This is a genomic window from Bacillus cereus group sp. MYBKT111-2 (assembly GCF_051915205.1).
Classification (GTDB): domain Bacteria; phylum Bacillota; class Bacilli; order Bacillales; family Bacillaceae_G; genus Bacillus_A; species Bacillus_A paranthracis.
Genome location: NZ_JBQAEG010000002.1, coordinates 302762 through 316035, shown reverse-complemented (window position 1 = coordinate 316035; position 13274 = coordinate 302762). Strand labels below are relative to the sequence as shown.

Here is a 13274-nt window from a genome sequence, read left to right as displayed (position 1 = left end):
CTTTTATTTATTTCCCCTTAAAATTATTCACATCGTACATATTGCAATTGGGTTGACCCAAGAACTTACAATGTACGTAACACAAAATTAGGCAGGGGGAAAAGTTATGGCAAGTTTACGATTACATATAGAACATAAAAAAAGCAATCAAGAACTAAGAAATATTTGCTTATATTCAATTGCAAAAACAGTATCAATATTCGGTAGCTCTATTTATAGTTTTGCATTAGGATTGTATGTATTACAAATAACCGGATCTGCTTTAAATTTCGCGATTACGCTTATTTTAGGAACGATTCCAATGATTGTTATGAATCCATTTGCCGGTGTAATTGTTGATAAGGTTGATAAAAAGAAACTCGTCGTTTGTATGGATGTACTAAGCGGATGCTTATTAATAACTGTTTATATAGTAAGCAACTATTATGGGTTAAACTTATTCATCATTTATACTACTACCTTTCTGATGACAGTATTTACAACATTTTTTGTAATAGGTTTAGAGGCTGCAAAACCAAATATCGTCTCTAAAGAGAGACTAATGAGTCTTAACTCTATAAGCAAAATTATCGATTCTATATCTTTAATTCTAGGGCCTATGTTAGGGGGCATTGTTTTTGCAGTCTTTGAGATGAACACTTTTATAATCATTAACGGTATTTCATTTATCCTTTCGGCTATATCCATATTGTTTATCAACTTTAAATTGTGCGAGCAATACATAAATAAGGAATGTTCAATAAGGGAAATTAATTTTATGAAAGATATAAAGGCGGGATACTCTTACTTAATGGAGCGGGAGAGCTTAAAAAATACGTTTCGTATTTTAATTTCACTTAATTTTTTTCTAGGATTTTCTGTAACTGTTCCATTGCCATACATTATGAATACAGTTCTCAACATTAGTTCTAAACAATTTGGTTTGATCCAAGGGACTTTTCCAATAGGTATGATAGTTGGTGCAATAATAGTAAAAAAGATAACGAATCGTTTTTCTTATTCCTATCTATTGAAAAAAACAAGTTTTATGATGGCAATTTTTATGATAGTTTCAGGTGCACCTGTTCTATTCAAAAGTATTGAAGTGAATAAAATTGTATTTGTGACCATGTACTGCGCCATTATGTTCTTTTTAGGGTTAATGATAGCATTAATCGATATCCCTTTAATTTATTTTATGCAAAGAGAGATTCCAGATGAATATAGGGGCAGAGTGCTTAGTATTGGATTAAGTTTAGGTAAAATGATGCAGCCGATAGCACTGGCATTATCAGGTCTATTATTAAATCATATTCCATCCTACACGCTTCCAATTGGAGGAGGAATCGTATTTCTTATTTTAAATCAGGCTTACTCAAATAAATTGAATTTAGAAATTCATTCAAAAGGGTATAGTGTTGAACGTAATTAAATAATATCGAAATAGCGCAGGATCATCATCCTGCGCTTATCTATCGTAATTCAGCTGTTTTTCTAATAACAATCTTATCAATATCGTCTTCTTCATCACCAATAAATAACCCGCGTTCTTTTAAATACGCCTCAAAATATAAATCTGCTTCTGCACGTTCATCATATGGTTTTACAGATAGAACGAAACCTAATTTGTTTTGTTCCTCTAGATGAGAAGTGGAAATGTATGCCGGTACATTGTGGCGTAAAAAGAGTTCTTTAACCGGAATAATCATATCTTTCATTAATTTCGTTAACATACCCATTTCAAACTCGAAATTAAAACGATCTATACTACATAAATCGGCGAATACTACACCAATAAAACCTGTATTATATACTTCTTGATATTCTACTTCCTCGTTACCGTAAAAATTCTTTTCGATTAAATAGTTTATAAAGTAAGCAACACCGTCACTTTGTTCAAAAGGCTTCGTTGAAAGAACAAATCCGATTTTCTTTTGTTTATGTAAATATACACATGACATGTATGCTGAAATGTTATGCTCTTTAAATAGAGAGCTTGTTGCCCCAGATAGACCATCTAATACGTGATGAACAATTTGAAGTTTTTTACGGGCGAAATAATAGGATTTCTTTTGTAACTCCAATGTATCAATAAAGACAGAGCCGATAAAGCCTGTATTTGAAATGATAGGTGTTTGCTTTTTTCTTCCTCTGCGCTTTGCTTGAGCCATTGTAAAAATCATCCCTTCATGTACAAGTAAAATAAAAAAGAACGTTTGTTCGTATATTTATATTTTACTATTAAAACGCTCTAAAGTAAAGGGTTTTTGACGAAAAAACAACAAAAAAGACACCTGTAAGAGGTGTCTTAAACGCTGTAGGGAAGAGGGTTCATCCATACAATTTATATTATGATACAGAAACAATCTCTTCTGTATCTTCTACATCTAAATGACAGTCCATAGTACGAACATCTTGGTCTTCATGACTTCCGAAATAAATAGTAATTTTCATATGTATCGCTCCTTTATTCTAGGAATACCTAAAATAATTACTAGTAATGTTAATATTTATTATATACCACTTTTTTCATTCCGACAACGTTATATCGTTTTTTATTCTTTTAGGGCGCAAAGAGTGATGTAAAGAGATATTTTTATAGAAATAGGTGCATTTCTTATATGTTATATTTAATACTGAAGTATTCGAATACAAATTTTATGAAAGGAGCAAAATGAATGAATTTTAAACAGTTACTAATTGATAATTTTACATATAAAACTTCATATATTGCGCGGCAGGCACAGGGAATGAATGTAAAAGAAACGAAGGATTACATTGCTGTCGACTGTGGTTTACCTGCAGATACATTTAATATCATTACTTTACTAAACAATAATGTAACGGAAGATATCGAGAAATTATATAAGGAGGTAGCGTACTATAATCAAAAGAAATATCCAATGAGTGTTTGGTTTTGGGATGATAGGTACGAGCAGACTATAAAAAGCGAATTAATAAAACTGGACTTAAAAGAAGCAGAACAAAATATCGCGATGGTAGCAAACTTACATACAATACATCCAACAACAAACTTGCCAGAAGGTTTTACGATACAAAAAGCATCTTCGTCAGGACAAATTAAAAAGTTTGGAGAAGCGTTAGCTAGTCTATTTGGTACATCCGAGGAAGGTATACATGTACAAGCATTCTACAATCAAACTGCTTCTTTCCATTTATGGAATAGTGAAAATATGAAACTATACTTAGGGTTTTATAAAGATGAAGTCGTATCGGTTGGTTCATTAGTGTGTACACAAGATAGTATTGGTATTTATGATATAGCAACGAAAGAAGAAATGAGAGGAAAAGGATTTGGTTCTACTATGTTTCATTACTTGCTGCAAGAAGCAAAGGAATTAAACGTTGCTCAATGTGTATTACAAGCTTCACCTGATGGGATTACTATTTATAAAAAGGCTGGTTTTCAATCTGTTGGACAAATGACGGTATTTGAAAATCGACATTTATTTGAATAAATTATCCAAGCCAAATTGCTTTCATGTAGGGGTTAATACATTATTATGAAAAAGATATATATCGTTACAATCATTTGTACATTTATAGTAATAGGTACTTTTGTTTTTCATAAAGTAAATGAACTTAAGTACACAAAAGCTATTAATCAATCGAATTATATAAAAAACATTGCACATAGAGGGGCTTCGGCGTATGCACCGGAACATACAATTGCTGCGTATAAATTGGGACAACAATTAAAAGGCGATTATATAGAAATAGATCTTCAAATGACAAAAGACGGATATTTAGTAGCTATGCATGATGAAACATTAAATCGTACTACAAACGGTACAGGGCTAGTTAAGGAACATACATTAGAAGAATTAAAACAATTAAAGGCAGATTCTTCTTTTAATGAAAAACATCCAAATTTAGCAAAGAAAGAATATGAAAATGCTAAAGTTCCAACACTCGAAGAAGTAATTGAAGTGTTTGGGCATGACGCGAACTATTATATTGAAACAAAATCACCTGATGAATATCCAGGAATGGAAGAAAAGTTATTAGAAATTATCAATCACTATGAAATACAGGATAAAGTTATTATTCAATCATTTAGTGAAGAAAGTCTGCAAAAAATTCATAATTTAAATATTAATATCCCCCTGGTGCAATTATTATCCTATAAGAAGGCAGTTCAATTAACTGAATTAGAGATAAAAAAGTATAAAACATATTGCATTGGTCTTGGGATGAACTATAAATATATTGATTCAGCTTATGTAAAGAAAATAAAGAAGCATGGATTAGAAGTCCATCCATTTACTGTAGATAATGAACAAGATATGAAAAGGTTACTTTTATGGGGCGTTGACGGGATATTTACGAATTATCCGGATCGTTTACATTCATTATTAAAGTCTTAATTAAAAGATATTATTTTTAACGTAATAGTTTATAGAGGTTTTCGAGTAATATATAATTAAATTAATCTATTTAAACTAAAAAGGAGTGTAAGTAGGATGAATATATTAGCTGTTGTTCCACGCCTCTATGTTTCAGACTTACAAACTCATCTAGAATTTTACAAAATACTATTGGAACAAGAAACACCACATGAATTTCAAATGAATGGAACGCATGTGATTAGATTTACAAATTTACTTTTAATTGAAGAATTAAATGAAACAATTAAGAATCATGTTGCTGCAACGATCGTAATTGATGATCTCAATGAAGTAAGAAAACTAATCTTAAACTATAACGGCGTAATGATTACTGAACCAATACAAGTACCCACAGGTATAAAAATGATAGTTCGTCATCCAGATGGTAATATCATTGAATACATAGAGCCGACATTGAAATGAAATCCGAAAAAGAATCCAAGACTATTGGATTCTTTTTATTTAGCTCTAAATGACTAACTTAAAGCAATACGATTTTGAATTTATAAATAAAATATTACATTGAGTATAATTTTTTATAATAATCATCAGAAAGTAACGAAAATGTAATGGATTTTAACTACGCTTTTTATATTTTTTTGATACACTGGCTACGAGAGGAATACCGATTAATGTAGGTAAAAACCAAAACCATATAGGCGGCAATAAATTAATTATGGGGATATGAATACCTACGTTTACTAATAGTGCGGTAACGGCACCAATATAAGAGCCTAACATACCTCTAATATGGTGGTGAAGCCAATTTTTCCAACGCTTTTTTCGTGCAAGGTAGCCATAAATCGCAAATGAATAAGAGAAAATTGCTACATAAAATAAATATGCGATTTTATCCCAGTTTATAATGGATAATATAATTGCCGTGAGGGTAATGACAACATAGGATGCATGATATATTTCGCCCCATTCCGTATGTTTTCCTTTCTTCTTTTGAGCAACCATCGCTACAATACCGGTAATTAAGCATATTGTCCCAAATAATATGTGGATGGTTAAAAGAATGTTAAAAATGCTCATAATAATTCCTCCTTTTTTATTTTTATAGTATTGCAGTATAGGAGAAAAGTTGAAAAACATCGTTTGTTCGTCTTAATATATTGAAATAAAGGTACTCTTAGAACAAATTTAAACGGACAAATTTTCTTGAATTTAGTGAGTCACGTATTACGTGAAATGAAGGAGAGACTTCCATGTTTACATCTATTACATATTTACAATCAGGGAATGACAAACAACAAAAGGTATATGATGTTTTGAATAAACTAAACATCATGGAGGATTTAGCTTTGTATAGCCCCGTTCTTTGCGGGACTATACCTATTAGAATTGATACGCTTCAATCTGACTTAGATATAGTAATGGAAGTACATAACTTTGATGTTTTTGAACAAGAAATGAGATCTTTATATGGCTCTTATGAAGGATTCAAAATAAAAAAGAAAAAAATTAAAAATACTGAATCGATAAAAGTAAATTTTGAATTTGAAGGTTTTAAATTTGAATTATTTGCTCAGCCTAAGCCGGTGCGTAACCAAAATGCATATAGACATATGATAGTAGAGCATATGCTATTAATGCAGCATCCACATATAAGAGAAGAAATTATTCGCTTAAAAGAGAACGGTTTAAAAACAGAACCTGCTTTTGCTCAAGTATTAAACATTGACGGGGATCCTTATGAAGGACTTATTGTGTTGGGGCAGGAAATGCGGTTGTGGTAAATAAAATACACAAAAACTCCTCTATGGAAAAAGAGGAGTTTTTATTATGTCATTAACTTACGAATTAATTCGCTTAACAATTTAATACCGTTAGTTATTTGCTCTGGAGAAGCATATCCATATGATAAACGAATGTATCGATCTGATTCTTCTTCATAGATACGTCCCGGGTTTAATAGAATCCCTTTTGATAGTGCCTTTGAAAATAATTTCTTCATCGGAATGCTAGGTACTACCTTTAGCCATATAAAAAATCCACCACTAGGTATATCCCAGGTGGCAATATCTGCACAATGCTTATGTAAAGCTCGTATCATTATTTGTCTTCGTTCTTTTAGTTGAATTCTTACGTTTGCAACATGTTCCTCATAAAATCCTTTATTTATCCATTCAGCAGCAACTCTTTGAGATAATGAACTCGATCCATAATCTGTTTGCATTTTTATATCTGATAATCTATCAATAACCGGTTCTGGACCGATAATCCATCCAATTCTAAGTCCTGGGGTAAGTGTCTTAGAGAGACTACCAATATATAATACATGTCCATGTTTATCCCTTGATTTTAAAGGAGCTGGGGGCGGTGCATCAATCCATAACTCGCGGTAAATATCATCTTCAATAATAGGTAACTGTTCCTTTTCACATATTTTTAATATTTCTTTTCTTCGCTCTTTAGACATTAATATGCCTGTTGGATTTTGAAAACAAGGAATTGAATATAAAATGTTTTTCTTCTGACTGTATTTAATTCGTTTTAATAACTCGTTAGGTAATATACCGTGAGGATCCATAGATATACCAGATAGATTAATATTTGCTGATTGAAATACATGAAGTGAATATAAGTAAGAAGGTTGTTCAAGTAAAACGGTAGACTCTCTATGTAAAAGACCAATTGATATTAATTGCAATGCTTGTAATGCGCCCGAGACGATTAATATGGAACCCGGTGATGCATGTATTCCAAATGATTTTACGTATTTACTTATTGCTTCACGTAACGGATAAAACCCTTTTTGTTCCTCATATCCAAAATAATCTAATTCCTCACTTACTTTTTTCATAATGGACTGCATCGTTTCTAACGGAAAAAGATGAGGAGAAAGTTCGCCTTTACTAAGATGGATAAGCTTGTTATTTGCTTCTGCTTCATTTATTTCTCGTACCATTAACTTGCTTGGTTTATGAATACCAGCCTTTACATATTCACTCCAATCAGGTGGTGGATTTGTTGCTAATAATGACCATGTATTATTCGTTACAATTGTTCCTGCTCCAATTTTCCCTTGAATCAATCCATCAGCCATAAGTTCATCTAGTGCAGTTATTACAGTGCTGCGATTTACTTGAAATAATTTCGCTAACTGCCTTTGACTAGGGATCTTACTTCCAATTGGCCATTCTCCATTTTCAATTTTTTCTTTCATATAGTCTACTATTTGCTGATACTTAGGTAGTTTTTTACTAGTGGTCATCAAAAAACTCCTTCGCTCACTTGAAAAATGCCAAGTGGTTGGTTTTTACGATAAAAAACTGGTTGAAGACATTGTATCAACTATTAAATATGATGGGAAGAAATAATTGGTAATTATAAAGTGGTTGGTTTGAAGGGGGAGAGAAAACATGAATTATAAAAAATGGGATTATCGAATTATATGTGCTCATTCTTTTACAATTTTAATTTGGGGAACGGCCTTTCCGGCAATTCGTATGGGCCTTGAATCTTACACACCTGAACATCTTACTTTACTTCGTTTGTTAATCGCTTCATTCATACTTCTTTTGTTTTCGTTTTTATACAAACTACGATTACCTAATCTAAAAGATATTCCAGCGATTTTTTTATTTGGTGCTTTAGGATTTACTTTTTACCACATTGCATTAAACTATGGTGAAAAAACAGTAAATGCTGGATCGGCAAGTTTAATCGTTTCCGTCACACCTATAGTAACGGCAGTTCTTGCTTTTGTTTTTTTTAATGAAAAAATGAAAGCAACTGGATGGATCGGTGGTGTAATTAGCTTTATAGGAATTTCTTTCATATCATTTAGTCAAGGGGGGTCTATTCAATTTAATAGCGGGGGATTATTTATATTATTAGCAGCCGTTTCAGAAAGTCTATTTTTCGTTTTTCAAACATCGTACTTAAAAAAGTACGGCTTCTTGCCATTTACCATATATACAATTTTATCTAGTACGGTATGTATGCTTATTTTCTTACCGGGAATGTATCAAGAAATACTGGTGGCTCCTCTTGAAGTGAATTTGAGCGTTATATATTTAGGTTTATTTCCAACAGTACTCCCGTATATTGCATTGGCCTATATTATATCTCATACTGGTGCTTCCGAGGCAACAAGCTCTCTATATTTAACGCCAGTAATTGCTGGTTTTATAGCTTGGGTATGGTTAGGTGAAGTAGCTACTTTTATTTCGGTAGTTGGTGGAGTAATTACTATACTTGGAGTTTTAATAGCGCATGTATCATTAAAGAAAAATATTCGAAGTGAAAAGTACAGCGATATAACTGGATAGATTTTTTAGAAGTGATAATTCCCTGTTTCTTAAAATTAAGAAACAGGAAATTATTTTATTGCGTTGAATATATAAATACATTCTTTTTATAAAGGAGCTTACCATATTGAATATCCAGTTAAAGGTTGTTACGAGAGAGAATTGGGAAGATGCATTAAAGTTACAAGTTAAAGAAAATCAAAGAAAATTTGTTCCGGCTGTAGCAGTCTCACTTGCTAAAGTATATATAAAACCAGATGGGGACGCTGTAGAATACCAACCATTTGCGATATACAATGGCGATCTAATGGTTGGTTTTGTTATGCATGCTGTTGTAAAAGAAACAACTGATATGTATTGGATAAACGGATTTATTATCGATCAAAAGCAGCAAGGTAACGGTTATGGAAAAGCAGCATTACAAGAAAGTATATATTTAATAAAAAATACGTTTAAGGCGTGTAAAGAAATTAGATTAACAGTACATAAAGATAATATCTCTGCAAAGAAATTATATGAAAGTTACGGTTTTCAACCATTGGGACATGATTATGATGGTGAGGAAGTTTATCGTTTATTCGTTTAACAATGAATGGGAGGAATAACAATTGAAAAATAAATTTCATCATATTGTACGAGCTGTTATGATTAAGGATAAAAAATTGTTAGTGGCTGAATATATTGGCCATCATTATTTTCTACCAGGTGGTCATGTTGAAGTTGGCGAATCAGCTGAGAATGCATTAATAAGAGAACTAAGGGAAGAGCTCGGAGTAAATTGTAGTATAAAACAATTTTTAGGAGTCATAGAAAACCGATGGCAAGATCGAGAAGTTCTTCACCATGAAATCAATCATATTTTTGAGATAGATTCACAAGAGCTACATATTGATTTCATACCAAAATCTAAAGAATCTCATTTGGCGTTTCACTGGATAGATTATAATCAAGAAGCTTTACATACTTATAAAATCATGCCAGAACCTTTAGTTAAAGAGTTACTAGAAAGAAAATTAAGTGATGAACTACTAAACTGTTGGATTAGTAATTTTTAAAAACCTCTATTAATAATAAATTCGTCCAGCAAAAAGTGATTAAGAAAATAGGCTGAAAAACAAGGTACATCACCTAGTGTAAGTTCATATTTTGTTGATGTACGTATTCAAGTATATAGCCATTTGTTTCTACTTTGTTTATTAACATTTATTAACTTCAATATGTGGACGGAATTTATATTTATAAATGGAGGGGTTTCATAATGAATCAGTTTCAACAAGAACTACAATCATTAAACCTTAATGATTATCAAACTGGTAATGTTGTGTATTGGGATCAACAACAAAGTCAATATCCATACTACTACATTCAAGACGATGCACGTCGTTGCGGCGGATGCGGAGGTTGTGGTGGACGCTGTGGCGGATGTGGCGGCAGATGTGGTGGTTGTGCAGGTCGTTGCGGCGGATGCATAGGATGCGCTGGATGTTTCGGTTGCTTTAATTGCTGGAACTGGTGGATCATTTAAGTATAGAACATCAAAGATATTTTGCTTGAAGGAAAGGTGTGAAAACTATTTTGCACTTTTCTTTCAAGCTGTAATTTTTATGTGTATTAAGGGGGATTTATTTGTATACATATGATAAGTTGATTTCTTGGGTAGAAAATATAAAAGAACAAAACCATAGCTCTGCAGCAGCGCTTTGCATAATGAAAGATAACAAAATTGTACTGGAGCATTATAGTGGCTATCACTCAAATACATCTACAAGCAAGAAAGTAACAGCATCTTCACAATTTAACGTTGCTTCTGCTAGAAAAAGTTATTTAGGATTAATGATAGCGTATGCGCTTTACGAGGGGAAAATAAACTCTATTGATGATGAAGCGATAAAATATTTTAAAGACTTTGATCCTGTATTGCTTAGTAAAACGACGATAAGACATTTAGTAACACATTCGCACGGATTAGAAGAAACGAATGGCGGGATAATTTTTCGTGAATTTGAACCGGGGCAAGGATGGGCGTATAGAGATATTAATGTAAGAATGATGACACGTCTTATTTATCAGCTATATAACAAAAGTTTTCCTGAATTGTTAAAAGAGCGTGTGTTTAAACCTGCTAATTTTCAAGAAACAGGATGGAGAATACAGCAAGATGACAATTTAGTTGCAGTTGTTGATGATCCAAATAAAGACGCAATTAGTGAAATTGGTACAGTAGATGACGGTACTGAAAAAAATCTGTTTGTCTCCGCTAGAGAATTTGCACAGTGGGGCAATCTTCATTTAAATCAAGGTATGATACATGATAAACAAATTGTTCCAAAAGAAGTTATAAAAATCGCTACGAGTTTGCAGAGTCCAACATATGCAAATAAAGAGCTACCACAAAATGGCTTGTTTTGGTTCGTTCAAAATGAACCTGCACAATTAAGTGAACTAGGCGAACGCGTACCAAAAGGCTCGTATCAAATATTAGGAATTACGGGACCAACTATATTAGTAATACCTGCATATAATGTAGTAGTTGCAAAAATGTATAATAAAAGATACAACTACGGCGGTGATAATTATTTATATTATTTACGTGAATTTAGCAATTTAGTCGTTGATACATTTCGTAACAGTAATAGGGCATAATTACTCCTATAACAAAAAGGAGTGATTGAAAGTGAAAGATAAAGTGAACAAAAATAAAAAGCAAAATATAAAAGATGTAAATACAGAGCAAAATGCCATCTATAGCGATCCAAAAGATGCAGCTAATATGCAAACGGTACCGCAGCCGAAAGATTTTGATGAAATTGAATATTAATTTTTCGTTTATCCGACTATATGATGAATGAAAAATACATCTTAAGTCCCATCACATGATTGAAAACTTTTGGTACTCTATATACATAAGCATTTGAAAATGTCTTATCTTAACAAAGCTTTCTTTAAGTAAATCTAATATAACCTGCAGAAAGACACTTCATAATGGAGTGTCTTTTTGTGTACATGAATTCAATTTCCATTTTTCATGCAGTATCTTGCTTTTTATGATGGTTATACTAACTGTGAAAATTCATGTCACGATAAAAGAAGGGGACAGTTAGTATGAAACAAACTTCTATAAATCCGTTACTAATTGTTCTAGGTACAATCATTGTTCAAATTGGGCTTGGAACAATTTATACATGGAGTTTATTTAATCAGCCCCTTGTAAGTAAGTTTGGATGGAACCTTAATTCAGTTGCTATAACTTTCTCCATTACAAGCTTCTCTTTATCATTTTCAACATTATTTGCAGGAAAGTTACAGCAAAAATTAGGGCTTCGAAAACTCATCGCTACTGCAGGGATTGTGCTGGGACTCGGTTTAATACTAAGTTCACAAGTTTCCTCCTTACCATTACTATATTTATTAGCTGGTGTAGTAGTTGGTTATGCCGATGGAACTGCTTATATCACATCATTATCTAATTTAATTAAATGGTTTCCGAATCGGAAAGGGCTTATTTCAGGTATATCTGTATCAGCATATGGAATGGGCAGCTTAATCTTTAGATATATAAACGGAAATCTGATCGACAGCCTTGGTGTATCACAAGCCTTTTTATATTGGGGGATTATCGTCTTACTTTTAGTATTAATCGGATCGTTCTTCTTACGTGAAGCAATAGTAAGTAACACTGTAGCTGAGACTTTACACAATGATTATACACCTCGTGAAATGATGCGAACGAAACAAGTATATCTTTTGTTTTTTATGCTATTCACATCGTGTATGGGCGGTCTATATTTAATCGGTATGGTCAAAGATATCGGAGTGCAGCTCGTTGGACTTAGCGCAGCAACTGCCGCTAACGCCGTTGCAATGATTGCAATTTTTAATACAGTAGGTCGTATTGTTCTTGGAACGTTATCAGATAAAATAGGTAGAATGAAAATCGTTTCTGCAACGTTTATTATTATTGGATTGTCAGTCTTTACTTTAAGTTTCATTCCGCTAAATTACGGCATTTATTTCGCTTGTGTAGCAAGTGTTGCCTTTTGCTTTGGCGGTAATATCACTATATTCCCAGCCATTGTTGGAGATTTCTTCGGATTAAAAAACCATAGTACAAATTATGGGATTGTATACCAAGGTTTCGGATTTGGTGCACTTGCAGGATCATTCATCGGGGCGCTTCTTGGAGGATTTGAACCAACCTTTATTATAATCGGCGTACTTTCTGTTATCTCTTTCGTTATATCTATTTTAATTCGTCCACCAAAAGCAGAAAAGAAAAAAGAAACACAACATTTATATCGAAAAGTAGCTTAATTTTAAAAAGAGTCCTCATAAAGGGCTCTTTTTATATTACACAACATTTGATTTTCCCTTTTTAGCCATTGTGTAGGAAGAATACACTTACTTAATTTAAAATGAAATGATTTTAGAAGCAATAAAGTGGTTTATTTATTAACGAATCAAGTAGCAGATAAGTAAAATATTCATATTGTTTTATAAAAGAATCAGAATGCTGTTATAAAACTATAGTGAACCCGCTTTGTTATTAGGCATACATTTCATTTATATACCATCTAACGGAAGTTTTAAGTAAAAAGAATCAAACGCGGTAAAAAGCTGTACTACAAAT

The 13274-nt window shown here is 32.4% G+C and carries 15 protein-coding genes; 12 read left to right on the top strand and 3 right to left on the bottom strand.

The features are described 5' to 3' along the window. The first annotated feature begins 106 nt into the window (after positions 1–106). Positions 107–1411, top strand: a complete 1305-nt coding sequence (locus ACTFNE_RS06910; protein WP_270704812.1) for an MFS transporter — start codon at positions 107–109, stop codon at positions 1409–1411. Positions 1412–1451: 40 nt separating this feature from the next. Here the strand turns inward: ACTFNE_RS06910 and ACTFNE_RS06905 are convergent, their stop codons facing one another. Continuing rightward, the gene (locus ACTFNE_RS06905; protein WP_000035797.1) at positions 1452–2150 is read right to left on the bottom strand and encodes a hypothetical protein; all 699 of its coding nucleotides are present in this window, start codon (positions 2148–2150) and stop codon (positions 1452–1454) included. Positions 2151–2657: 507 nt separating this feature from the next. Between ACTFNE_RS06905 and ACTFNE_RS06900 the strand changes: the two genes are divergently transcribed. The 3 genes from ACTFNE_RS06900 to ACTFNE_RS06890 all read left to right on the top strand — a co-directional run bounded on the left by ACTFNE_RS06900 (position 2658) and on the right by ACTFNE_RS06890 (position 4811). Continuing rightward, positions 2658–3458: a GNAT family N-acetyltransferase gene (locus ACTFNE_RS06900; protein ID WP_270704813.1), complete on the top strand. Its 801-nt coding sequence runs from the start codon at positions 2658–2660 to the stop codon at positions 3456–3458. A 45-nt stretch (positions 3459–3503) separates the two neighbouring features. Further along, positions 3504–4367 (top strand): glycerophosphodiester phosphodiesterase, encoded by an 864-nt coding sequence (locus ACTFNE_RS06895; RefSeq protein ID WP_000725537.1) that lies wholly within the window; start codon positions 3504–3506, stop codon positions 4365–4367. Positions 4368–4583: 216 nt separating this feature from the next. Beyond that, positions 4584–4811 (top strand): VOC family protein, encoded by a 228-nt coding sequence (locus ACTFNE_RS06890; RefSeq protein ID WP_232965649.1) that lies wholly within the window; start codon positions 4584–4586, stop codon positions 4809–4811. Positions 4812–4964: 153 nt separating this feature from the next. Here the strand turns inward: ACTFNE_RS06890 and ACTFNE_RS06885 are convergent, their stop codons facing one another. Further along, positions 4965–5426 (bottom strand): DUF2306 domain-containing protein, encoded by a 462-nt coding sequence (locus tag ACTFNE_RS06885; RefSeq protein ID WP_000021744.1) that lies wholly within the window; start codon positions 5424–5426, stop codon positions 4965–4967. 173 nt (positions 5427–5599) lie between these two features. On the opposite strand from ACTFNE_RS06885, the gene ACTFNE_RS06880 reads away from it, so the two are divergent. After that, a complete protein-coding gene (locus ACTFNE_RS06880; RefSeq protein WP_000495181.1) occupies positions 5600–6130 on the top strand; it encodes a DUF4269 domain-containing protein in 531 nt (176 codons plus the stop codon). Positions 6131–6174: 44 nt separating this feature from the next. Here ACTFNE_RS06880 and norG read toward each other — a convergent pair whose 3' ends face one another. Next, on the bottom strand, positions 6175–7611 hold the full coding sequence (norG, locus tag ACTFNE_RS06875) for an efflux pump transcription regulator NorG (RefSeq protein ID WP_439997969.1): 1437 nt from the start codon (positions 7609–7611) through the stop codon (positions 6175–6177). 145 nt (positions 7612–7756) lie between these two features. Here norG and ACTFNE_RS06870 point away from each other — a divergent pair, with 145 nt between their 5' ends. The 7 genes from ACTFNE_RS06870 to ACTFNE_RS06840 all read left to right on the top strand — a co-directional run bounded on the left by ACTFNE_RS06870 (position 7757) and on the right by ACTFNE_RS06840 (position 12958). Beyond that, positions 7757–8668 carry a DMT family transporter gene (locus ACTFNE_RS06870; protein WP_270704814.1) on the top strand — a complete coding sequence of 304 codons (912 nt, stop codon included), beginning with the start codon at positions 7757–7759 and terminating at the stop codon, positions 8666–8668. A gap of 106 nt (positions 8669–8774) precedes the next feature. After that, complete coding sequence (locus ACTFNE_RS06865) at positions 8775–9233, top strand: GNAT family N-acetyltransferase (protein WP_001025607.1); 459 nt, start codon at positions 8775–8777, stop codon at positions 9231–9233. Between the two features lie 22 nt (positions 9234–9255). Then, the gene (locus ACTFNE_RS06860) at positions 9256–9702 is read left to right on the top strand and encodes an NUDIX domain-containing protein (RefSeq protein ID WP_000790756.1); all 447 of its coding nucleotides are present in this window, start codon (positions 9256–9258) and stop codon (positions 9700–9702) included. A 203-nt stretch (positions 9703–9905) separates the two neighbouring features. Further along, positions 9906–10172, top strand: coding sequence for a heterocycloanthracin/sonorensin family bacteriocin (locus tag ACTFNE_RS06855; RefSeq protein WP_001071388.1), 267 nt, complete (start codon positions 9906–9908; stop codon positions 10170–10172). A 101-nt stretch (positions 10173–10273) separates the two neighbouring features. Next, a complete protein-coding gene (locus ACTFNE_RS06850; protein WP_270704815.1) occupies positions 10274–11290 on the top strand; it encodes a serine hydrolase domain-containing protein in 1017 nt (338 codons plus the stop codon). 31 nt (positions 11291–11321) lie between these two features. Beyond that, positions 11322–11465 (top strand): hypothetical protein, encoded by a 144-nt coding sequence (locus ACTFNE_RS06845; RefSeq protein WP_000653680.1) that lies wholly within the window; start codon positions 11322–11324, stop codon positions 11463–11465. A gap of 284 nt (positions 11466–11749) precedes the next feature. Beyond that, the gene (locus tag ACTFNE_RS06840; RefSeq protein ID WP_073536481.1) at positions 11750–12958 is read left to right on the top strand and encodes an L-lactate MFS transporter; all 1209 of its coding nucleotides are present in this window, start codon (positions 11750–11752) and stop codon (positions 12956–12958) included. Positions 12959–13274: the final 316 nt, after the last annotated feature.

Excerpts from the sequence above, each read along its gene's own strand:
- ACTFNE_RS06910 (WP_270704812.1), top strand. The coding sequence starts at position 107 with ATGGCAAGTTTACGATTACATATAGAACATAAAAAAAGCAATCAAGAA.
- ACTFNE_RS06905 (WP_000035797.1), bottom strand. The coding sequence starts at position 2,150 with ATGGCTCAAGCAAAGCGCAGAGGAAGAAAAAAGCAAACACCTATCATT.
- ACTFNE_RS06900 (WP_270704813.1), top strand. The coding sequence starts at position 2,658 with ATGAATTTTAAACAGTTACTAATTGATAATTTTACATATAAAACTTCA.
- ACTFNE_RS06895 (WP_000725537.1), top strand. The coding sequence starts at position 3,504 with ATGAAAAAGATATATATCGTTACAATCATTTGTACATTTATAGTAATA.
- ACTFNE_RS06885 (WP_000021744.1), bottom strand. The coding sequence starts at position 5,426 with ATGAGCATTTTTAACATTCTTTTAACCATCCACATATTATTTGGGACA.
- ACTFNE_RS06880 (WP_000495181.1), top strand. The coding sequence starts at position 5,600 with ATGTTTACATCTATTACATATTTACAATCAGGGAATGACAAACAACAA.
- ACTFNE_RS06870 (WP_270704814.1), top strand. The coding sequence starts at position 7,757 with ATGAATTATAAAAAATGGGATTATCGAATTATATGTGCTCATTCTTTT.
- ACTFNE_RS06855 (WP_001071388.1), top strand. The coding sequence starts at position 9,906 with ATGAATCAGTTTCAACAAGAACTACAATCATTAAACCTTAATGATTAT.
- ACTFNE_RS06840 (WP_073536481.1), top strand. The coding sequence starts at position 11,750 with ATGAAACAAACTTCTATAAATCCGTTACTAATTGTTCTAGGTACAATC.